General features: G+C 73.1%; 19 protein-coding genes. 6 read left to right on the top strand and 13 right to left on the bottom strand.

Annotation, left to right across the window (positions count from 1 at the left end):
- From AH6_RS43040 to moaA, 3 genes are all read right to left on the bottom strand, one after another.
- Nucleotides 1–131, bottom strand: a 131-nt coding sequence (locus AH6_RS43040; protein WP_157431888.1) for an NTP transferase domain-containing protein, incomplete at its 3' end; no start/stop codon positions are given.
- The gene (locus tag AH6_RS33600; protein WP_067488271.1) at nt 121–432 is read right to left on the bottom strand and encodes a DUF3467 domain-containing protein; all 312 of its coding nucleotides are present in this window, start codon (nt 430–432) and stop codon (nt 121–123) included. The genes AH6_RS33600 and AH6_RS43040, both read right to left, overlap by 11 nt.
- 30 nt (nt 433–462) lie before the next feature.
- On the bottom strand, nt 463–1,467 hold the full coding sequence (gene moaA, locus AH6_RS33595) for a GTP 3',8-cyclase MoaA (RefSeq protein ID WP_067488269.1): 1,005 nt from the start codon (nt 1,465–1,467) through the stop codon (nt 463–465).
- Nucleotides 1,468–1,629: 162 nt separating this feature from the next.
- Here moaA and AH6_RS33590 point away from each other — a divergent pair, with 162 nt between their 5' ends.
- Nucleotides 1,630–2,436, top strand: a complete 807-nt coding sequence (locus AH6_RS33590) for an alpha/beta hydrolase (RefSeq protein ID WP_067488267.1) — start codon at nt 1,630–1,632, stop codon at nt 2,434–2,436.
- Here AH6_RS33590 and AH6_RS33585 read toward each other — a convergent pair.
- The 3 genes from AH6_RS33585 to AH6_RS33575 all read right to left on the bottom strand — a co-directional run bounded on the left by AH6_RS33585 (nt 2,414) and on the right by AH6_RS33575 (nt 5,674).
- The gene (locus tag AH6_RS33585; RefSeq protein ID WP_067488265.1) at nt 2,414–3,334 is read right to left on the bottom strand and encodes a hypothetical protein; all 921 of its coding nucleotides are present in this window, start codon (nt 3,332–3,334) and stop codon (nt 2,414–2,416) included. The genes AH6_RS33590 and AH6_RS33585 overlap by 23 nt on opposite strands.
- 134 nt (nt 3,335–3,468) lie before the next feature.
- Nucleotides 3,469–4,473 carry a TfoX/Sxy family DNA transformation protein gene (locus AH6_RS33580; protein WP_157431887.1) on the bottom strand — a complete coding sequence of 335 codons (1,005 nt, stop codon included), beginning with the start codon at nt 4,471–4,473 and terminating at the stop codon, nt 3,469–3,471.
- A 7-nt stretch (nt 4,474–4,480) separates the two neighbouring features.
- A complete protein-coding gene (locus AH6_RS33575) occupies nt 4,481–5,674 on the bottom strand; it encodes an RtcB family protein (RefSeq protein WP_067488287.1) in 1,194 nt (397 codons plus the stop codon).
- Between the two features lie 455 nt (nt 5,675–6,129).
- On the opposite strand from AH6_RS33575, the gene AH6_RS33570 reads away from it, so the two are divergent.
- On the top strand, nt 6,130–6,915 hold the full coding sequence (locus AH6_RS33570) for a hypothetical protein (RefSeq protein ID WP_067488261.1): 786 nt from the start codon (nt 6,130–6,132) through the stop codon (nt 6,913–6,915).
- Here the strand turns inward: AH6_RS33570 and selB are convergent.
- The 3 genes from selB to AH6_RS33555 are packed head-to-tail and all read right to left on the bottom strand — an operon-like array spanning nt 6,908 to nt 10,598.
- Nucleotides 6,908–8,683 carry a selenocysteine-specific translation elongation factor gene (gene selB / locus AH6_RS33565; protein WP_067488259.1) on the bottom strand — a complete coding sequence of 592 codons (1,776 nt, stop codon included), beginning with the start codon at nt 8,681–8,683 and terminating at the stop codon, nt 6,908–6,910. The two genes, AH6_RS33570 and selB, sit on opposite strands and share 8 nt — an antisense overlap.
- Entirely contained in the window at nt 8,683–9,987 is a 1,305-nt protein-coding gene (selA, locus tag AH6_RS33560; protein ID WP_245679578.1) for an L-seryl-tRNA(Sec) selenium transferase, read from the bottom strand. The genes selB and selA overlap by 1 nt, the downstream gene beginning before the upstream one ends.
- 47 nt (nt 9,988–10,034) lie before the next feature.
- Nucleotides 10,035–10,598 carry a MarR family winged helix-turn-helix transcriptional regulator gene (locus tag AH6_RS33555; RefSeq protein WP_067488257.1) on the bottom strand — a complete coding sequence of 188 codons (564 nt, stop codon included), beginning with the start codon at nt 10,596–10,598 and terminating at the stop codon, nt 10,035–10,037.
- Between the two features lie 93 nt (nt 10,599–10,691).
- Between AH6_RS33555 and AH6_RS33550 the strand changes: the two genes are divergently transcribed.
- Nucleotides 10,692–12,122, top strand: coding sequence for an MFS transporter (locus tag AH6_RS33550; RefSeq protein ID WP_067488255.1), 1,431 nt, complete (start codon nt 10,692–10,694; stop codon nt 12,120–12,122).
- 146 nt (nt 12,123–12,268) lie between these two features.
- Entirely contained in the window at nt 12,269–14,155 is a 1,887-nt protein-coding gene (locus tag AH6_RS33545) for a propionyl-CoA synthetase (RefSeq protein WP_067488253.1), read from the top strand.
- 118 nt (nt 14,156–14,273) lie between these two features.
- On the opposite strand, the gene AH6_RS33540 is transcribed toward AH6_RS33545, so the two are convergent.
- The 3 genes from AH6_RS33540 to selD form a co-directional block, all read right to left on the bottom strand.
- The gene (locus tag AH6_RS33540; protein ID WP_067488251.1) at nt 14,274–14,546 is read right to left on the bottom strand and encodes a GlsB/YeaQ/YmgE family stress response membrane protein; all 273 of its coding nucleotides are present in this window, start codon (nt 14,544–14,546) and stop codon (nt 14,274–14,276) included.
- 139 nt (nt 14,547–14,685) lie between these two features.
- Nucleotides 14,686–16,179 carry a peptide MFS transporter gene (locus AH6_RS33535; RefSeq protein WP_067488249.1) on the bottom strand — a complete coding sequence of 498 codons (1,494 nt, stop codon included), beginning with the start codon at nt 16,177–16,179 and terminating at the stop codon, nt 14,686–14,688.
- Between the two features lie 157 nt (nt 16,180–16,336).
- Entirely contained in the window at nt 16,337–17,341 is a 1,005-nt protein-coding gene (gene selD, locus AH6_RS33530) for a selenide, water dikinase SelD (RefSeq protein WP_218005995.1), read from the bottom strand.
- A 113-nt stretch (nt 17,342–17,454) separates the two neighbouring features.
- Here selD and AH6_RS33525 point away from each other — a divergent pair, with 113 nt between their 5' ends.
- Nucleotides 17,455–19,311: an AMP-dependent synthetase/ligase gene (locus tag AH6_RS33525; protein WP_067488244.1), complete on the top strand. Its 1,857-nt coding sequence runs from the start codon at nt 17,455–17,457 to the stop codon at nt 19,309–19,311.
- Between the two features lie 44 nt (nt 19,312–19,355).
- Here AH6_RS33525 and AH6_RS33520 read toward each other — a convergent pair whose 3' ends face one another.
- The gene (locus AH6_RS33520) at nt 19,356–20,114 is read right to left on the bottom strand and encodes an SDR family oxidoreductase (protein ID WP_067488242.1); all 759 of its coding nucleotides are present in this window, start codon (nt 20,112–20,114) and stop codon (nt 19,356–19,358) included.
- 83 nt (nt 20,115–20,197) lie between these two features.
- Between AH6_RS33520 and AH6_RS33515 the strand changes: the two genes are divergently transcribed.
- Entirely contained in the window at nt 20,198–20,392 is a 195-nt protein-coding gene (locus AH6_RS33515) for a DUF3099 domain-containing protein (RefSeq protein ID WP_245679577.1), read from the top strand.
- Nucleotides 20,393–20,427: the final 35 nt, after the last annotated feature.

Genomic DNA, 20,427 nt, shown 5'->3' with positions numbered 1-20,427 from the left:
GCGCCCGCCGCCGCGTCGGCCGCCCAGGCGATCAGCGGGCGGCCGCCGACCAGCGCGGCGGGCTTGTCGGCGCCGCCGAGCCTGCGGGCCCGGCCGCCCGCGAGCACGACGGCGTCGAAGTCAGGAGACATCGCGGTCCCGGGCGGCGCGGTCGCGCTCGTAGGCGCTGAGGTTGTGCTCCAGCGACTTCATCAGCTCCCACACCTGGCCGGGCGGGATGCGCACCCGCGCGACGACCTTGGCGGGGACGTGCACGTACCGCTCGCCCGTGTCGGGGTCCTCCGACAGCTCCGGCGGCCGCACCTCGGTGGCGAAGTCGATCACGAAGCCGTCCTGCGTCCGCCACACCGAGGCGAGCGCGGCGAAGGTGCCCTCCTCCTGCTCGGGCGGTACGGCGATCTCGACGCGGTGCTCCAGCGGCTGGTCCGTCACCCGGCCATCGTCGCACGCGCCGCGCCCGGCTCAGCCGCCGATCGCCGACATGGGGCGGGCCGGCTGGAGGAAGGACGGGTCGTCGATGCCGTGCCCGGCGCGCTTGCCGCGCACCGCCGCGCGCCACCGCTCGGCCAGCTCGGCGTCGGAGGCCCCGGCGCGCATGGCGTCGCGCAGGTTGGACTCGTCGGTGGCGAACAGGCAGTTGCGGATCTGGCCGTCGGCGGTCAGGCGCACCCGGTCGCAGGCCCCGCAGAACGGGCGGGTCACCGAGCCGATCACGCCGACGGTCGCGGGGCGGCCGTCGCGCTCGTGCCCGGCGACGGCGAAGCTCTCGGCCGGGGCGCTGCCGCGGTCCGCCAGCTCGTCGGGGGCCAGCGCGAACTCCGCGCCCAGCAGGTCGAGGATCTCGTCGGCGGTGATCATGTTCTCGCGGGTCCAGCCGTGCTGGGCGTCCAGCGGCATCTGCTCGATGAAGCGCAGCAGGTAGCCGCGCTCCAGGCAGAAGCGCAGCAGCGGCGCGGCCTCGTGGTCGTTGATCCCGCGCATCAGCACCGCGTTGACCTTGACCGGGGTGAGCCCGGCGGCCTGCGCGGCGGCCATGCCCTTCAGCACGTCGTCCAGCCGGTCGCGGTGCGCCAGCCGCTTGAAGGTGGCACGGTCCAGGGTGTCCAGCGAGACGTTGACGCGGTCGAGGCCCGCCTCGGCCAGCGGCCCGGCGAGCCGCTCCAGGCCGATGCCGTTGGTGGTCAGCGACACCTGCGGGCGCGGCTCCAGCGCGGTGGTGGCCGCGACGATCCCGGCGATGCCGCGGCGCAGCAGCGGCTCGCCGCCGGTGTAGCGGACCTCGGTGATCCCGAGCTGGGTGACGCCGATCCGCACCAGCCGCGCCACCTCCTCGTCGGTGAGCAGCTCGGGCTTGGGCAGCCACTCCAGCCCCTCGGGCGGCATGCAGTAGGAGCAGCGGAGGTTGCAGCGGTCGGTCAGGGAGACCCGCAGGTCCGTCGCGACGCGGCCGAAGGTGTCCAGCAGCACGGGCGTCCTTCCTGTCACCTTGGTCTTTTCGGCTCGATCGCCGCCATCGGTCGTTCCAGCCTATTGCGGCGGTTGACGATCCGCGCCATCGCGGGAGACGGTATCCGCGCGATCATCGGCCGGATTTCTGGCGGATCGTCCAAAAGCGAGCGGAGGACGGGCATGACGACGGCGCGGGAGTGGGAGTTCGCGGGCGTGCGAGGGGCGGTCACCGCGCGGGTCTGGGCCGCCGGGCGGCCCCGGTACGTGGCGGTGTTGTCGCACGGCTACGGCGAGCACCTGGGCCGCTACCAGCACGTCGCCGAGACGCTGGTGCGGCACGGCGCGACGGTGTGCGGCCCCGACCACATGGGGCACGGCCGCTCGGCCGGGGAACGGGTCCTGATCGAGGACGTGGACGAGGTGGTCGCCGACCTGCACACGGTGGTGGAGTCGGCGGTGACCGACCTGCCGGACCTGCCGGTGGTGCTGGTCGGCCACTCGATGGGCGGCCTGATCGCGGCCCGGTACGCGCAGCTGTACCCGGGCGTGTTGGCGGCGCTGGTGCTGTCGGGGCCGGTGCTGGGACGCTGGGACGCGCTGTCGGTGCTGCTGGGCATGGACGAGATCCCCGACATCCCCATCGACACCGAGACGTTGTCGCGGGACCCGGGCGTGGGCAAGGCGTACGCCGAGGACCCGCTGATCTGGCACGGCCCGTTCAAGCGCCCCACGCTGGAGGCCCTGGACACCGCGATGCGGCGGATCGCCGAGCACGGACCGCTGGGCGACCTGCCGACGTTCTGGGCGCACGGGGCCGACGACCGGCTGGTGCCGCTGGAGGGGACGCGCGCCGGGATCGAGGCGATCCGGGGCGCGGACCTGACCGAGAAGGTCTACCCCGAGGCGCGCCACGAGATCTTCAACGAGATCAACCGGGACGAGGTGCTGGCGGACGTGACGGCCTTCATCGACCGGGTGCTGCCCTAGCGCCCCAGGGCAACAGCGCGACCGACAACTCCCGCAGCCACGACCCCTCCGCCGGGGCGAGGCCGTCCAGCCAACGCCACAGGTCGTAGCGGCCGTGCCAGACGCCATGGCCGAGGGTGTCGGCGCGCGAGGGCCGGTGCTCGGGCTCTTCCCGGTGCATCTGCTCGGCCAGACCTCGCTTGCCCCAGCGGGTGGCCGCCAGCGACCGGGGCCGGTCGACCAGGTGGTCCCAGACGTGGTGCTCGACCGGCACCGGCTCGAACCGTACGTGCGACGACGCGGCGGGGGCCTGCCAGGAGCGGTCCTGCGGGACCAGGCCCAGCAGGCGGATGGGCGCCGGGTGCGCGGTGATCCAGCGGTCGAGCGGGCGGCCGACCGGAGCGCATGCCAGGGCCGGACCGTCGTGGTGCTCAAGGTCCCGCGCCGGATGGGCGAGCGAGGCGAACGCGGTACGGCTCAACGCGCCGTCGAGCAGATCAAGCAGGGGCTCGGCGGCCGTACCGAAGTAGATCGGCTCGGCGTCGCAGCGGACCAGCACGGCGGCGCAGGCGACGGCGAGCCGCCCGTACCAGAGCCAATCGAGGTCGCCGCGGCTGTCGATGGGCGTCGCACCTCGCAGGTCCGGCTCGTCGTCCGGCCACTCCTCGGCGGCGGGCGACTCCTCGGCCCGGACCGCCTCCATCAGCAACTCGGTCGTCGACCAGCAATTGCAGTCCTGGGTGCGGAACCCCAGTTCCAAGCCACAGGACGCGCAGGCCATGTTCGGCTCGCCGGGCGCGGCACCGAGGCAGCCGTAGTCGGTCTGCACCAGGAGGAACCGCGTGTTGTAGACGTCGCCGGGCGACATCACGTACACCTCACGCCAGCCGTGCCGCTCGGCGTATTCGCCGGGTTCCATCAGGGCCGGGCTGGTGGGTTCCAGATCGTTCCAGTGGCCAGGCGTGGTGCCCGGCTCGGGCAGCCGGACGCGGCGGACCGGATTGCTGAGGACAATGCCGCAGGGGACGCAGTGAAAGACAGTACGAAGGGGGTTCAACGACCTGCTTCGGTGAGGAGTTCGGCTTTGCGGGAGTCAGGGACGTCGCGGCCGGTGAGGGCCTTCTCCAGCGCCCACAGGAGTTCGGGTCCAGTCTGCCTCGGGCCGCCCAGCCACCGGTAGACGGCGACGGGTCCGGCCTTGGCCAGATCATCCAGGGTGTGCACGCCCACGGACGCGAGCAGGTCGGCTTCGCGGGGGCCGATGCCACGGCAGTTGCCGACCCTCCTGGACCGGCCCCGGCCGATCGCACTGTGCTGCGCCCAGATCAGCGGGAGCAACTCGTCGTCCGGGACGCCGGGCCGGGCCAGCACGTCGGCCCGCGCGCGACGGGCCACCGACACGTCCCGGTGGAAGTCGCGGAAGATCTGGATCTCGCCATCGGCCCAACACGAGCCGGGCCCCAGGTACTCGTGGTCCGTGCCGTACCGGTTGTTGGCGTTCAACCGGGCCGCCTGGACGGCCCAGTCACGCATGTCGGCCGCACTGTGCGGACGCAGCACGATCAGGCCGTGCGACCGCTCCACGACACCCCGCTCGGGCCGCCACCAATCCTCCCTGGAAGTCGCCATGGCGGCTTCCAACCCGTGCGTGCGCCAGCGGACCGTGCCGTCCGGCGCACTCCGCAACGGCAGCCGGGCCTTCAACGCCCCGGCGACCCGGCCGGTGAACGGCGTGCACCACGCCGGCACCAGCACGATCGGATCACCGGGGTCCGCGTCGAACGGCGTCGGCCCGACGAACTCCCGGTCGATGACCAACAGCGTGCCGGGCCGCGCCTGGTAGGACAGCCCCCACAGCAGGCGCGCCAGCACCCGCGCGCCGTGCCCGTCCGACAACACGTGCCAGGTGTCGTGGAACCGGTTGGTGCTGAACCGCACGCGGGTGCCGGGCCGCAACCCGATGACGGTGTGGTCCCGCCCGTCGAGCCGCAACACCCGCCGGTGCAGCTTCATGCCGTCGCCCGCCGACCGGGCCACCGAGGGACGCTGCCGACGCACGACGACCTCAGCCCTTCACGCAGATCAACTGCCGCAGGTGCGCCACGACCTCCACCAGGTCCGACTGCGCCGCCATCACCGACTCCAGGTCCTTGTAAGCCCCGGGGATCTCATCGAGGACGCCCCCGTCCTTACGGCACTCGACGCCCTTGGTCTGCTCGATCAGGTCGTCCACCGTGAACACCTTGCGCGCCTGGTTACGGCTCATCTTCCGCCCCGCGCCGTGCGAGGCCGAGTCGTAGGCCGCCTTGTTGCCGAGCCCGCGCACGATGTAGGTGCCGGTGGCCATCGACCCGGGGATGATCCCGAGATCGCCCGCCCCGGCGCGGATCGCGCCCTTGCGGGTGACCAGCAGCTCCACACCGTCGTAGGTCTCCTCCGCCACGTAGTTGTGGTGGCAGGAGATGGTCTCGCCCCACTTGCAACGCTTCGCGCCGAAGTACTTCGTGACCACCTGCTGCGCGAGCGCGATCATCACGGCCCGGTTCCGGCGCGCGTACTCCTGCGCCCAGAACAGGTCGTGCCGGTACTCGTCCATCTTGACGGTCCCGGCCAGGAACACCGCGAGGTCGGGGTCCGGCAGGTCCTGGTTGTGCGGCAACTTCCGCGCGGCTTCGACGTGGTGCTCGGCGAGCTCCTTGCCGATGTTCCGCGACCCGGAGTGCAGTACAAGCCACACCGAACCGGACTCATCTACACAAAGTTCGCAAAAGTGGTTGCCGGATCCCAGGGAGCCGAGCTGCGCGCGGGCCCTGCCGAGCCTGCCGCGCACGGCGGGATGCAGCTCCTCGAACCGCTTCCAGAAGTCGTACCAGCCGCGTTCCTTCAGGCCGGGCAGCGCCGACGGGTCCACCGGCTCCTTGTGGGAGTGGCGGCCGACCGGAATCGCCCGCTCCAGCCGTGACCGCAGCAGGCCGAGGTCGTCGGGCATGTCCTCAAGGGTGAGGGTGGACTTGACGGCGGTCATCCCGCAGCCAATGTCCACGCCGACGGCGGCCGGGGAGACGGCGTCGCGCATCGCGATGACCGAGCCCACGGTCGCGCCCTTGCCGTAGTGCACGTCCGGCATGACCGCCAGGCCCTCCACCCACGGTAGGCGGGACACATTCTGCAACTGCTCCAGCGCGACGTCCTCGACGGTGCTCGGGTCGGTCCACATCCGGATCGGAACGCGACCGCCCTTGAGCGTCTGGTACGGCATCATCTGCTCCTCTCCGAAACTCGACAGTGATCCGAACCGCGTTCCATGTAGCCAGACCGGGCCACTCCGCCTCAACTTGTTTTCCTACCCCGCCCACCTGCGCAGACCCGGCCTCCGGCGGACCGGACGGCTCCGGCCCCACTTCTTCGAGTCCTCGTCCGCCGCCTCGACATTCGCCATTGCCGAGATTTCGATCAGCTTGATGGGTCACACTTCTCTCAGTTCGATTGAGGCGCGTCACGTGTTCGTCATCCGGACGGAGGGGATTGACTGTGAACGAATGCTTCACCCACCACTGCATGCAGCCCGCAAGGAGGCGCGGACTCTGTTCCGCGCACTACACGAAGTGGCTCAGAGTCACCCCAAAGGATCAGAGGCCGCCCCCGGATCAACGCCTTCCTAGTACGAAAGAACTACTGGAGGCGGCTCAGACGTTCGATCTCGAACGCCCTGAGATGGCCTATCTCTTCGCCTTCCTTCAGACGGATGGCTCCTACTGGAAAGGAGGTAAGAACAAGGGAAGAATCACTGTAGAGCTGTCCGCCGTAGATCTGGACATCCTCCAGCAGTTCCAAAGAATCGTGCCGTACAAGAGCTCCATCAGGTTCCGTTCCAGACGGACCAACTTCGCCGAGGAGCACGCTACGGCTATCTGGTCCCTGCACACTGGTGCTGCGCGTCACGCACTTGAGGCGTTGGGCTTGCCGAGCGGGAGAAAGGCCGCCACCGTCCGCCCTCCTGACATTCCCGTCAGCGAGCCGGACTATGTGCGGGGGCTGGTTGATGCGGACGGCTCCGTCGGCTTCACCGCGCGGGGGTATCCCTTCATCAGCTTCACCACCTTGAGCCCCGCCCTGAACGCATACTTCTGCGACAAGGTCCACGAAGTCACGGGCGTACAGCGGACCGTCAACCCGAACAAGCGGGATGGGATCTACAACCCGCTTCTGACTTCGGAGCCAGCGGTCGAGTTCACGCGCTGGCTCTATTACGAAGGCTGCCTCGCGCTTGAGCGAAAGCGGGCACGGGCACGGGAGGTGGCGCAGTGGACCCGGCCGGAAGGGATGCGCCGCCGGACGACGAGGAAACGCTGGACGCCGGAAGAGGACGCCGTGGCCCTGAACTCGACGATCAAGGAGGGGGCCCGTCTCCTCGGGCGTACCGAGCAAAGCGTGCAGCTTCGTCGTTGGCGCCTGCGCCAAGCCCAAGAGGGCAGGGGAGGCCGCACACCGCTCAGTTAGGCGCGTCGCCGTCGTCGGGGGTTGGGGTGTGGCGGCCGTCGGGGACTCTTTGGGTCAGGCCCTGGGCGTCCAGGTGTTCCAGCAGGGCTATCGTCACGCGGCGCGTTGTGTTCAGGGCCTGGCGTGCCTGGCTTGCCGTGAACGGGTGCGGCAGTTTGTCCAGGATGCGCAGGGCTTCCTTGTCTGCGCCTGGCAGTAGCACCACGTTGTCGGGGAGGTGCAGGACTGCGCCCGCTTTTGCGGCGGCGGCCAGGACGGGGCCCGTCAGGCCCAGGGCGGTCAGGCGTTCTGTTGTGGGGGCCTGGAAGGGGGACGGGTCCAGTTCGGCTCGTAGGCGCGCTACCGCCTCGCGTACCTGCGGGGGTGGGCCTGTGTCGGGGCCGTGGACGCGGCCGCCTTCCACGCGCAGTGGGGGGCGCACCAGGGCCGTCACCAGGTGGCGGGCGGGGAGGGCCAGCTTCAGGCGGGCGGTTTCCAGGGGCAGGCCGGGGGCCAGGGGGCGGTCCGTGGCGTTCTGGGTTACTTCTTGGCGCAGGCGGGTGTGCAGGATGGCCCAGTGGTCCGGGTCGGCCGCCCATTCGCCCAGGTCGATGGCCGTGGGCGGTACCGCGCAGCCCATCACCTTCAGGTCGTCGCGGCGCAGTACGCCGTGGCGGCGCAGCAGTACCGCGCCGTCGGGGCGGTCGGGCCAGGTCGCCAGTTCGCGGGCGCGGGCGGCTCCCGCGCCGCGTCGCACCAGGGTCGGCGGGCGCACGTCCAGCACGTTGATCCCGGCCACGGCGCGGCGGCCCGGATCGCGCAGCAGGGCGTTGTCGCCCACGTGCAGCGGCAGCCGGGTGTTGAGGGTGAGGCGCGCGGTGTCGGGGCCGAGGGGGCGCAGGCGGACCGGGACGGCGGCCGAGCCCAGGTGCAGGATCATCTGGCGGGACAGGCGGCCGGACGCCTCGCCGAAGCGGGTGCGCACGTCCACGCAGGTCGTGGGGGACCATGCGTTGGGGGTGACGAGCGCCATGCCGCGCGCCACGGCGTCGCGGTCCACGCCGCGCAGGTTCAGGGCGACGCGGGCGATGCCGCTCACCGCGTCGCGGGGCCGTTTGGTGGACTCGATGGCGCGGATGCGGACGCGTGCTCCGGACGGTGTCAGCACCAGTTCGTCGTCCACGGCGATACTGCCCGCCGCGAGGGTGCCCGTGACGACGGTGCCGCTGCCCGGGACGGTGAAGGCGCGGTCGATCCACAGCCGCACCGGCGCGGCCGGGTCGGGGACGGGCAGGCGGGCCGCCAGCCGGTCCAGGGCGGCGGTCAGCTCGTCCATCCCCGCGCCGGTCAGGGCGCTGACGGTGACGGTCTCGGCGTTGCGCAGCGCGGTGGTGGCGAGGCGTTCGCGGGCCTGCCGCACCGCCAGGCGCGGGTCGGCGACGTCGGCGCGGGTGACGACCAGCACGCCGTGCCGGACGCCGAGCGCGTCCAGGGCGGCCAGGTGCTCCTCGGTCTGCGGCATCCAGCCCTCGTCGGCGGCGACGGCCAGCAGCACCGCGGGCACCGGGCCCACCCCGGCGAGCATCGTGGTGACGAAGCGTTCGTGCCCGGGGACGTCCACGAACGCCAGGCGCTCGCCGGAGGGCAGGTCGGTCCAGGCGAAGCCCAGGTCCAGGGTCCGGCCCCGGCGGCGCTCCTCGGCCAGCCGGTCGGGTTCCATGCCGGTGAGGGCGCGCACGAGCGTGGACTTGCCGTGGTCGACGTGGCCCGCGGTGGCGACGACCTGCATCAGTTCCCTTCCAGGGCGGCGAGCACGGCGGTGCGGAGGGCGGTGTCATCGGCGGGGTCCACCGAGCGCAGGTCCAGCAGCAGGCGGCCGTTCTCGACGCGGCCGACGACGCGGCGGGCGCGCAGCGGGGCGGCGAGGTCGGCGGGCAGCGCGACGGCGGCGCTGGGCAGTTCGACGCCGGGCGCGCCGCCTCCGCCGACGGTCGCCGCGCAGTCCACCGGACGGGCGTCCACGCCGTGGCCGGTGAGGCCGGTGGCGAGGGCGGCGGCACGGTCGCGCAGGTCCTGGACGTCGGCGTGCAACATCCGGGTGACCGGCGGCAGCGGGCCGCGCAGCGTCGCCTCCAGCGCGGCCAGGGCCATCTTGTCCAGGCGCAGCGCCCGGTAGAGGGGGTGGCGGCGCAGCGTGCCGAGCAGGGCGCGGTCGCCGAGCAGCAGCCCGGCCTGGGGGCCGCCCAGGAGCTTGTCGCCGCTCGCGGTGACCAGGGACGCGCCGTCGGCCAGCGCCGTGGCCACGTCGGGCTCGCCGGGCAGCAGGGGGTCGGGGCGCAGCAGGCCCGAGCCGATGTCCACGACGACGGGCGCGCCGAGCGCGGCCAGTTCGGCGACGGTGGCCTCGGCGGTGAAGCCCTCGATCCGGAAGTTGGAGGGGTGGACCTTCAGCACGAAGCCGGTGGCGGGGCCGAGGGCGGCGGCGTAGTCGGCGGCGGTGGTGCGGTTGGTGGTGCCGACCTCGCGCAGCCGCGCGCCGGTGGCGGCCAGCAGGTCCGGCAGCCGGAACCCGTCGCCGATCTCCACCAGCTCGCCGCGCCCCACGACGATCTCGCGCCCGGCGGCCAGGGCGGTGGCGGCCAGCACCAGCGCGGCGGCGTTGTTGTTGACGGCCTGGGCGTCCTCGGCGGCCGGGCACGCCGCCAGCAGCGCGGCCAGCGCGCCCGCGCCGCGCGGTCCGCGCCGCCCGGTGGCCAGGTCGTACTCGACGTCGGCGCATCCGGCGGCGGCTTCCACGGCGCGGCGGGCGGCGTCCGACAGGGGCGCGCGGCCGAGGTTGGTGTGCAGCAGGACGCCGGTGGCGTTGACGACCGGCCGCAACGAGGCGGCGTGGTCGGGCAGCGCGGCGAGGGCGTCGCGGGCGACCTCGGCGGGCGGGATCGCGCCGTCGCGGGCGCGCTGCTGGGCGGCGGCGACGGCGGCCTTGACCAGCGGGCGGCCGAGCCGCGCGACGGCCGCCGCGATCTGAGGGTCGGCCAGCACGGCGTCGGTGCGGGGGACGAGTCGCCGGGGATCGGGCCGAATGGGGTCCACCGGGCAACCCTATGGACGGCGGGGGCGCTCGCGAAAGCGGAACCGGTTCACACTGTGAGATCGTCGATCTCGGCCGCGGGACGGTCGGCGGCAGGGTCGGCCACGGGCCCGCCGGGCGGCCCGGCGATGCCGTAGTGGTCGCAGTCGGAGGCCGAGTAGGCGGCGAAGTCGTCCACCATGCGGTGCACCAGCCCGGCCAGCAGCCGCCGGTCCTCGGCCGGCCAGTCGGCCAGCGCGCCGGTCATCCAGCGCCGTCCCACCGCGCGCACGCACTCGACGGCGGCGGCCCCGGCGTCGGTCAGCCGCACCCGCTGGGCGCGGCCGTCGTCGGGGTCGGGCACCCGCTCGACGTAGCCGCTCCGCTCCAGGCGCTGCACCTGGCGCGTGACGTGCGGGGGTTCCACGGCGAGCTGGGCGGCCAGCTCGCTCGGCCGCATCGGGCCGCCGTGCTCGGCCAGCAGCCGCAGCAGCGGGACGGCGGCGCGGTCCACCGGCACGCCCGCGGCGGCGACGGTGCGGCCGTGCCGCTTGGAACGGGTGAGCAGGTGGGCGACCCGGGTGAGGGCCCGCTCGATCTCGACGACGTCCGGGTCGATCTCGGGTGCTGGCATGTGATCGATCTTACAGCCAAATTACTTTCGTTAAGTAAGTAGTAGGCTCCTCGGGTCGCCGCACCCCGGCGCGCTCCCCCCTGGAGGACCCCCATGACCGAAGCCGCCACCGCGGCGCCCGCGCGGACCGGCCGGGACGACCGGCCGCCGCACCCCGGCCTCACCCTGCTGGCCCTGGCCACCGCCGGGATGGTGGTGTCGGTCCAGCAGACCCTGGTGATCCCGCTGCTGCCCCGGCTGATGGTCCTGTTCGACGTCTCGGTCACCTCGGTGACCTGGGTGTTCACCGCCTCGCTGCTGGCCGGCGCGGTCGCCACCCCGCTGCTGTCGCGGTTCGGCGACATGTACGGCAAGAAGAAGATGATCCTGGTCGCGATGGGCCTGCTGCTGGCCGGCTCGGTGATCTGCGCGCTGTCGGGCTCGTTGCCGGTGCTGGTGGCCGGGCGCGCGCTGCAGGGCACCTCGGCCGCGCTGGTCCCGCTGGCCATCGGCATGATCCGCGACACCTTCCCGCGCGAGCGCGTCATGACCGCCATCGGCATCGTCAGCGCCACCATGGGCGTCGGCGGCACCATCGGCATGCTGGTGACGGGCCTGATCGCCGACCGCACCACCAGCCACCACCCGGTGTTCTGGATCACCGTGGGCCTCGCGGCGGCCGGGATGGTGCTGGTGTGGTTCAGCGCGCCGGACGTCGGCGCGCGCTCGGGCGGCCGTCCCGACGTCGCCGGGGCGCTGCTGCTGGCGGCGTGGCTGGTGTGCCTGCTGCTCGGCATCAGCCAGGGCAACCGGTGGGGCTGGGCCTCGGGCGGCGTGCTCGGGCTGTTCGCCGCCGCCGCGGCCGTGTGCGCGGTGTGGGTGCTGGTGGAGGCGAAGGTCCGCGAGCCGCTGGTGCGGCTGCGGCTGCTGGTGGGGCCGCAGTCGTTGTCGGCGAACCTCGCCTCGATCCTGCTGGGCTTCTCGATGTTCGCCGCGTTCACCCTGATCTCCAACTTCGTGCAGACGCCCAAGGACAAGCTCGGGTACGGGCTGAGCGGCTCGGTGCTGGACGTCGGCCTGTACATGCTGCCCAGCACCGTGACGATGTTGTTCTTCTCGGCGATGGCCGGGCGGCTGGCCGCGCGGCTCGGCCCGGCGTTCACGCTGGCCACCGGGTCGGTGTTCGCCGCGCTCAGCTACGTGTGGCTGGCGCTGTTCAACGAGCACGGCTACGAGATGCTCATCTTCAGCGGCATCCAGGGCGTCGGCTTCGGCATCGCCTACGCCGCGCTCGGCACCCTCGCCGTCCAGCACGTGCCGATGGACCAGAGCGGCATCGCCAGCGGCATCAACTCGCTGGTGCGCACCACCGGCGGCTCGATCGCCGGGGCCGTCACCGCCGCCATCCTCACCGGGCACACCATCGCCGGGACCCGCGTGCCGACGCTGCACGCCTACGAGCTGTGCTTCTGGATCGTGGCGGGCGGCGCGGTGCTGGCGGCCGCGGTCGCGGTGGGGCACGGCCTGCGCCACCCGCACCGCTGACGGCGCGCGGGGAGGGGCCGCACGATCGCCGGTCCCGCGCCACCAGTACGGCGCGGGGCCTTGACGAACCCCTCCCCCGGCAGGCCGTATAGGGGTGCGCCCCCTAACCCGAGGCGGGGCGGTGGGACCTGCACCCGGAGGACGACATGGGCGCCTACGCGGCCGCGTACGAACGCAGCATCGCCGACCCCACGCGGTTCTGGGGGCTGGCCGCACGCGACATCCGCTGGCTCGTGCCGCCCGACCGGGTGCTGGACGACGGCGCCCCGCCGTTCTACCGCTGGTTCACCGGCGGCGAGCTGAACACCTGCGACAACGCGCTGGACCGGCACGTGGAGGAGGGGCGCGGCGACCAGCCCGCCCTGATCTACGACAGCCCCGTCACCGGCACCGTCGCGACCTACACCTACCGCGAGCTGACCGACCTGGTGGCGCGGTTCGCCGGGGCGCTGCGCGACCTCGGCGTGGACCGCGGCGACCGCGTCGTCGTCTACCTGCCGATGGTGCCCGAGGCGGTGGTGGCGATGCTGGCCTGCGCCCGGCTGGGCGCGGTGCACTCGGTGGTGTTCGGCGGGTTCGCCGCCAAGGAGCTGGCCGCCCGCATCGACGACGCCCGTCCCAAGGCCGTGGTGTCGGCGTCCTGCGGGATCGAGGGCGGCCGCGTCGTCGCCTACAAGCCGCTGCTGGACGAGGCGCTGGAGCTGGCCGCCCACAAGGTGGAGCGGTGCGTGATCCGGCAGCGCCCGCAGCTGCACGCCGACCTCGTGCGCCCGCGCGACGTGGAGTGGGACGAGGCCGTCGCCGCCGCCGAGCCCGCCGAGTGCGTGCCGGTCGCCGCCACCGACCCGCTGTACATCCTCTACACCTCCGGCACCACCGGCCGCCCCAAGGGTGTGGTGCGCGACAACGGCGGGCACGCGGTCGCGCTGCGCTGGTCGATGGAGAACGTCTACGGCGTCGGCCCCGGCGACGTGTTCTGGGCGGCGTCCGACGTCGGCTGGGTCGTCGGGCACTCCTACATCGTGTACGCGCCGCTGCTGACCGGCTGCACCACCGTGCTGTACGAGGGCAAGCCCGTCGGCACCCCCGACGCGGGCGCGTTCTGGCGGGTGGCCGCCCAGCACCGGGTGAAGGCGCTGTTCGCCGCGCCCACCGCGATCCGGGCCATCAAGAAGGAGGACCCGGACGGCCGCCTGCTCGCCCGGTACGACCTGTCGGCGCTGGACACCCTGTTCCTGGCCGGGGAGCGCCTGGACCCCGACACCTACGCGTGGGCCGCGCGCATCCTGGACCGGCCCGTCATCGACCACTGGTGGCAGACCGAGACCGGCTGGCCCATCGTGGCGAACCCGCGCGGCCTGGAGCCGCTGCCGGTCAAGCCCGGCTCGCCCTCGGTGCCGGTGCCCGGTTACGACGTGCGGGTGCTGAACCCCGACGGCTCCCCCGCCGCCCCCGGAACCGACGGCGACATCGCGATCCGGCTGCCGCTGCCGCCCGGCACGCTGCCCACCCTGTGGCAGGACGACGAGCGCTTCGTGGAGTCCTACCTGACCCGGCACCCCGGCCACTACCTGACCGGCGACGGCGGCCGGATCGACGAGGACGGCTACGTGTGGGTGATGGGCCGCACCGACGACGTCATCAACGTCGCCGGGCACCGGCTGTCCACCGGCACGATGGAGGAGGTCATCGCCGCGCACCCGGCGGTCGCCGAGTGCGCCGTCATCGGGGTGCACGACGCGTTGAAGGGGCAGGTGCCGCGCGGCCTGGTGGTGCTCAAGAGCGGCGCCGACACCGACCCGGAGACGCTGCGCGCCGAGCTGGTGGCGATGGTGCGGCGGCAGATCGGGCCGGTCGCGGCGCTGAAGGAGGTCACGGTGGTGCGGGCGCTGCCCAAGACGCGCTCGGGCAAGATCCTGCGCGGCGCGATGCGCGGCATCGCCGACGGCCGCGAGGTGGCGGCCCCCTCCACCATCGAGGACCCGGCGGTGCTGGACGAGCTGCGGCCGGTGCTGCGCTCCCCCGACGCCTGACCCCTTCCGGGCCGGAACGGCCGGACGACGGCGAACGCCCGGCCGCCGCTCCCCCGTGGCGAGGGAGACGGCGGCCGGGCGCGGTCCGCCGGGCACTTCCGGCTGTGCATCTCCGGCCCTAGTGGCTGCCGGTCCGCTTTGGCCAGAAGGCGGTCACCAGGTACACGCCGATGACCGCCAGGGCGACCTGGAAGATCGTCTCCCAGAAGTTCCACCCGCTGGTCTTCAGGCCGAACAGGTTGGCCAGCCAGGTGCCGATGAAGGCCGCCACGATGCCCACCACGATGGTCAGCCAGATCGGCATGTTCTGCTTGCCCGGCACGATCAACCGCCCCAGGGCGCCGATGATGGCGCCGAAGATGAGGGCGGTGAAGATCCCCCCGATGGTCATGTCCGCTCCCTCGGTCCGCTCGGTCGGCCCCGCGTGCCCGCGAGGCCGTCACCGCTCCCATACCCACCGTGTCGATCATTGACACGACCTGCGCGAACATGCCCGGACAACGTGTTCACAGCGTCGGCCGCCATGCTGCTCACACCGCGCTGGGGACGGCCCGGCGCTCCTCCCCCATCAGCCGCCGCAACGACCGGGTGAACAGGAACATCACCACCCCGCCCGCCATCGTGCAGGCCCCGAGCAGCAGGAAGTACCGCACGTCGCCCCAGGGCTCCTGGAGCCGGGCGACCTGGCCGCCGACCGCGTCCCCGGCGGCGGTGGCCAGGAACCACACGCCCATCATCTGGCTCGCGTACGCGCGCGGGGCCAGCCGGGTGGTGACCGACAGGCCCACCGGCGACAACGACAGCTCGCCCAGCGTCTGGAGCAGGTAGACCGCGATCAGCCACAGCAGCGACACCCGCGCGCCCCCGGCCGCCGCGTTGGAGGCCACCGACATGACCACGAACGACAGGCCGCACATCACCAGCGCGAACGCGAACTTCTGCGGGGTGGAGACCCGGTCGCCGAGCCGCACCCACAACCAGGCGAACACCGCCGCGAAGCAGATGATCAGGATGGGGTTGATGTTCTGCGTCCAGCTCGCGGGCATCTGCCAGCCGAACACGTTCAGGTCGACGCTGCGCTGCGCGAAGATGTTGAGCGGCCCGGCCGCCTGGTCGAAGATCATCCAGAACAGCGCGGCGGCCAGGAACAACCACACGTAGGCGCGCAGCCGCACCCGCTCCTCCGCCGACACCTCGGGACTGCGGAACATGAAGGCGAAGTAGGCCGCCGGGACCACGATCGCCAGCACCGTCAGCGCCACCGTGACGCCGTCCACGGTGAGCCGCCCCAGCGCCGCGAAGATCAGCAGCACGGCGGCGGCCACGGCCGCGACCGTGCCCGCGATCCGCAACACGCGGCCGCGCTCGGCCGGGGTGAGCGGGTCGCCGGGCCGGTCGCCCACGCCCGCCAGGTGCCGCGCGCCCAGCAGGTACTGGACCAGCCCGAGCGCCATGCCGACGGCGGCGGCCCCGAACCCCAGATGCCAGTTGATCTCCTCGCCCAGGTAGCCGACCACGAACGGCGCCAGCGACCCGATGTTGATGCCCATGTAGAAGATCGAGAAGGCCGAGTCGCGGCGCGCGTCCGGCTGCCCCTGGTAGAGCTTGCCGACCATCGTGGAGATGTTCGGCTTGAGCAGCCCGGTCCCCACGATGATCAGCAGCAGGCCCAGGTAGACGAAGCCCGCGCCGCCGGGGATCGCCATCGACAGGTGCCCCAGCATGATGACCACGCCGCCGGCCAGCACCGCGCGGCGCGCCCCGAGGACGCGGTCGGCGATCCAGCCGCCGGGCAGGGCGACGAAGTACACCATCGCCATGTACACGCCGAGCAGCGCCTTGGCGGTGCCCTCGGCCATGCCGAGCCCGGAGTCGGCGGGCGGGGCGATGAGGAACAGCACCAGGATCGCGCGCAGCCCGTAGAAGCTGAAGCGTTCCCACATCTCGGTGAAGAACAGCGTGGCCAGCCCCCAGGGATGGCCGAAGAAGGTGCGCGCGGCAGGCGCACCGGACGACGTCGCCATGCGGTCAGTCCCCCCGAATCGTCCGCAGCCGGCAGCGGTGGCCTACCCCGCGTGATCACCGGGTGAACGGGCGGCCGGGAAGGCTATCCCCGGCCTTGACCTGCGCACGGCGACGGACGCGCAGCTCAGAGGACGGGTCGGGACGCCGCCGGACGGCTCAGGGCCGCACCTCCAGCACGTTCGGCCCCCGCGCGACCAACTCGCCGATCACCGGCGCGCCGGGCACCTCCCCCGCCACCAGCAGGCCCCCGGAGGTCTGGGCGTCGGCCAGCAGCAGCCGCTCCTCCTCGGCCAGGCGGCCGAAGCCGGTGTGCGGGGACACCCACGCCAGGTTCCGGCGGGAGCCGCCCGGCACGAAGCCGTCGCGCACCGCCTGCCGGGCCCCGGCCAGGTAGGGGACGGCCGACGCGTGCACCACGGCGGTGACGCCGCTGGCCCGCGCCAGCTTGTACAGGTGGCCGAGCAGCCCGAACCCGGTCACGTCGGTGGCGCAGGCCGCGCCGCGCTCCAGGGCCTGCCGGGACGCCTCGGCGTTCAGCGCGGTCATGGTGGCCAGGGCCTCGGGGAACACCTCGCCGGTGGCCTTGTGGCGGGCGTTGAGCACGCCGACGCCCAGCGGCTTGGTCAGCGACAGCGGCAGGCCGGGCCGCCCGGCGTCCAGGCGCAGCAGCCGCGCGGGGTCGGCGAGGCCGGTGACCGCCAGGCCGTACTTGGGCTCGGGGTCGTCGACGCTGTGCCCGCCCGCGATCGGGCACCCGGCCAGGGCGGCGACGTCGCGGCCGCCGCGCAGCACCTCGCGGGCCAGCTCGCCGGGCAGCGCGTCGCGGGGCCAGCCGAGCAGGTTGAGGGCGAGCACCGGGACGCCGCCGACCGCGTACACGTCCGACAGGGCGTTGGCGGCGGCGACGCGGCCCCAGTCGTAGGGGTCGTCCACCACGGGGGTGAAGAAGTCGGCGGTGGACACCACCGCCCGGCCGCCGTCGATCCGCAGCACCGCCGCGTCGTCGCCGTCCCCGTCGCCCACCAGCAGCGGTCCGCCGGGGGCGAGGGAACCGGTGAGCCCGGCCACCATGCGCTCCAGCTCGTCGGGCGGGATCTTGCAGGCGCAACCGCCGCCGTGGGCGTACTGGGTGAGGCGCACCGGCGCCAGAGGGGGGATCACGCCGGGAATGTACCCCACCGTCCGCATCTCATGATCGAAAACTTGTCCGGACCCGGCCCCGCATGATGCGATTCACTCAGCAAGTGCTTACTGACATTCGTGGAGGGCGCGACATGGTCGAGAGCGGGAACCCGGCGGCGGAACGGGCCGAGCTGGACAGGGCCGTCGCGGGGCAGACGATCTGCACCCGGCTGGCCGACACCGCGGCGGCGCACGGCGACCTGCCCGCCTACTCCGACCGGGACGGCGACGGCTGGCGCACGCTCACCTGGCAGGGGTTCCGCGACCGCGCGCTGGAGGCGGCGGCCGGGTTCGCCGCGCTCGGCCTGGAGGCGGGCGACGTGGTCGCGCTGATGATGCCCAACCACAGCGAGCACCTGCTGGCCGACCTCGGCGCGGTGCACGCCGGAGGCGTCCCCACCACCGTCTACGCCACCCTGGCCGCCGACCAGATCGCGTTCGTGGCGGGCGACTGCGCCGCCAAGGTCGCGGTGCTGGACGGCCGCGACCAGCTCGACCGCTGGCTGCCGGTGCTGGACCGGCTGCCCGCGCTGCGCACCGTCATCGTGCTGGACGAGGCCGCCCGCCCGGCCGGGGACCGCTTCCTGAGCTGGGCGGAGTTCCTGGAGCTGGGCCGCGAGCGGCTGGCCGCCGACCCCGGCGCGGTCGAGCGGCGCTGGCGGGCGCTCACCCCAGACGACACCGTCACCCTGCTCTACACCTCCGGCACCACCGGCAACCCCAAGGGCGTGCGGATCACCCACGCCATGGCGCTGCACGAGGCCACGATGGTGGAGCGCAGCTCCGACCTGCCCGGCCACAACGCCGGGATCTCCTACCTGCCGTTCGCGCACATCGCCGACCGGGTGCTCAGTTACTACCTGCCGATCTGCCGGGCCGCCCACATCCACTTCTGCCCCGACCCCGCCCAGCTCACCACCGCGCTGCGCGAGGTGCGCCCGCACGCGTTCTTCGGCGTGCCGCGCGTCTGGGAGAAGATCATGGCGGGCGTGCAGGCGGCGCTGGCGGGCGAGCCGGACGAGCGGAAGAAGGCCGCCGTCGCCCAGGCCCTGGACGCCGGGCGCGCCTACGTCGCCGCCCAGGAGTACGGCAACCCCGGCGTGCCGGAGGAGGTCGCCGCCGCGTTCGCGCAGTGGGACGCGGCGGTGCTGCGCCCGCTGCGCGCGCTGCTCGGCCTCGACCGCGTCACCCAGGCGTCCAGCGCCGCCGCGCCGCTGCCCGAGGAGGTCGCGCGGTTCTTCGCCGGGCTCGGCCTGAAGATCTTCGACGCGTACGGCATGACCGAGACCACCGGCGCGATCACCGCCAACCTGCCCGACGCCTTCAAGCTCGGCACCGTCGGCCGCGCGTTCGCCGGGGTGGAACTCCGGCTGGCCGGGGACGGCGAGATCCTGGTGCGCGGCGCGACCTGCACGCCCGGCTACCTCAACCGGCCCGAGGCCACCGCCGAGCTGCTGGATGAGGACGGCTGGGTGCACACCGGCGACATCGGCGCGCTGGACGCCGACGGCTTCCTGACCGTGGTGGACCGCAAGAAGGAGATCATCATCACCGCGGGCGGCGAGAACATCGCCCCCTCCATGATCGAGAACCATCTCAAGGAGCACCCGCTGATCGGCCAGGCGCTGGCCTTCGGCGACCGGCGGCCCTACGTGGTCGCGCTGATCACCCTGGACGGCGAGGTCGCCCCGGTGTGGGCCGCCGCGCACGGCCTGGACGCCACCGACCTCGCCGCCCTCGCCGAACACCCGCTGGTGCTGGAGGAGGTCGGCAAGGCCGTCGCCGACGCCAACGCGCGGCTCGCCCGCGTCCAGCAGGTCAAGCGGTGGCGGCTGCTGCCCGCCGAGTGGACCGCCGAGAGCGAGGAGCTGACGCCCACGCTCAAGCTGAAGCGGCGCGTGGTGCACGGCAAGTACGCCGACGCCATCAGCGGGCTGTACTCGGCCTGACCTCTACGCCGCATCCGGCGTCGCGACGGCGCGGCCGTCCCGGTTCACAGGGTCGTCAGTCCCCCGTCCACCGGGATGACCGCGCCGTTGACGTAGGAGCCCGCGCGGCTGGCCAGGAACACGGCCGTGCCCGCCATGTCGTCGGGCCGCCCGATGCGCCGCAACGGCACGGTGCCCGCGATGACCTCGCCGAACGCGTCGAGCGTGGCCGCCATCATCTTGGACTCGAACGGGCCGGGCGCGATCGCGTTGACGGTGACGCCCTCCGGCCCCAGCTCCTTGGCCAGCACGCGGGTGAGCTGGTGGATCCCGGCCTTGCTGGCGGTGTAGGAGTAGCGCTCCCCCGGCGTCATGATGCCGTCCACCGAGCCGATGTTGATCACGCGCGCCGGGTCGTCGGGCGTGGCGGCCTCGCGCAGCCGGGGCAGCAGCGCGCGGGTCAGGTAGAAGGGGGCCTTGAGGTTGAGGTCCACGACCTTGTCCCAGGCCGAGGCGGGGAACTCCGCCAGCGGCGCGCCCCAGGTCGCGCCCGCGTTGTTGACCAGGATGTGCAGCGGGCCGTCGCCGACGGCCTCGGCCAGCCGCAGGCACTCGGCCTCGGTGCTGATGTCGGCGGGGATCGGCACGACCTCGCCGAACTCGGCCAGCTCCGCCGCCGCCTTCTCACACGCCTCCGGCTTGCGCGAGCTGATGTGGACCCGCGCAGCGCCCGCCTGGAGCAGGCCGCGCGCGATCATCAGGCCGATGCCGCGCGTGCCGCCGGTGACCAGCGCGTTCTTGCCCGCCAAGCTGAACAGTTCCATGGTCGGTGTCCTTCCGGTCCGGGGAATCCGACCGTACCGAGCCGCCCGCGAACCGGGCGCGGCCGGGGCGTACCGTGGGAAGGGTGCGGGGAGGCATCCGGAGTCGCAAGCGGGCCTACGCCGTCATGATGGGCGTCTGCCTGACGCTGTTCGTGTTGTCGTGGGCGGTGGTGGCGCGCTTCTCGGTCCCGGCCGCGATGGTCATGGCGGTCGTGGCGATGATCATTCCGCCGTTCGCGGCGGTGGTGGCCAACTGGGACGCCGACCGCCGCCGGTGACCTGCCCGAACGGCGCCCGGCCGGGTGCGAGAAGA

Origin of the sequence: Actinomadura hibisca NBRC 15177 (assembly GCF_001552635.1) — a bacterium.
Lineage (GTDB): Bacteria > Actinomycetota > Actinomycetes > Streptosporangiales > Streptosporangiaceae > Spirillospora > Spirillospora hibisca.
The sequence above is the reverse complement of the archived record's forward strand: the minus strand, read 5'-3'. Positions and strand labels throughout refer to the sequence as shown.

Bases quoted from the DNA above. Each gene is read 5' to 3' on its own strand.
- AH6_RS33590 (WP_067488267.1), top strand. From the start codon at position 1,630: ATGACGACGGCGCGGGAGTGGGAGTTCGCGGGCGTGCGAGGGGCGGTC.
- AH6_RS33585 (WP_067488265.1), bottom strand. From the start codon at position 3,334: ATGGAACCCGGCGAATACGCCGAGCGGCACGGCTGGCGTGAGGTGTAC.
- AH6_RS33575 (WP_067488287.1), bottom strand. From the start codon at position 5,674: ATGCCGTACCAGACGCTCAAGGGCGGTCGCGTTCCGATCCGGATGTGG.
- AH6_RS33570 (WP_067488261.1), top strand. From the start codon at position 6,130: ATGGCCTATCTCTTCGCCTTCCTTCAGACGGATGGCTCCTACTGGAAA.
- selB (WP_067488259.1), bottom strand. From the start codon at position 8,683: ATGCAGGTCGTCGCCACCGCGGGCCACGTCGACCACGGCAAGTCCACG.
- AH6_RS33555 (WP_067488257.1), bottom strand. From the start codon at position 10,598: ATGCCAGCACCCGAGATCGACCCGGACGTCGTCGAGATCGAGCGGGCC.
- AH6_RS33550 (WP_067488255.1), top strand. From the start codon at position 10,692: ATGACCGAAGCCGCCACCGCGGCGCCCGCGCGGACCGGCCGGGACGAC.
- AH6_RS33545 (WP_067488253.1), top strand. From the start codon at position 12,269: ATGGGCGCCTACGCGGCCGCGTACGAACGCAGCATCGCCGACCCCACG.
- AH6_RS33540 (WP_067488251.1), bottom strand. From the start codon at position 14,546: ATGACCATCGGGGGGATCTTCACCGCCCTCATCTTCGGCGCCATCATC.
- AH6_RS33535 (WP_067488249.1), bottom strand. From the start codon at position 16,179: ATGGCGACGTCGTCCGGTGCGCCTGCCGCGCGCACCTTCTTCGGCCAT.
- AH6_RS33525 (WP_067488244.1), top strand. From the start codon at position 17,455: ATGGTCGAGAGCGGGAACCCGGCGGCGGAACGGGCCGAGCTGGACAGG.
- AH6_RS33520 (WP_067488242.1), bottom strand. From the start codon at position 20,114: ATGGAACTGTTCAGCTTGGCGGGCAAGAACGCGCTGGTCACCGGCGGC.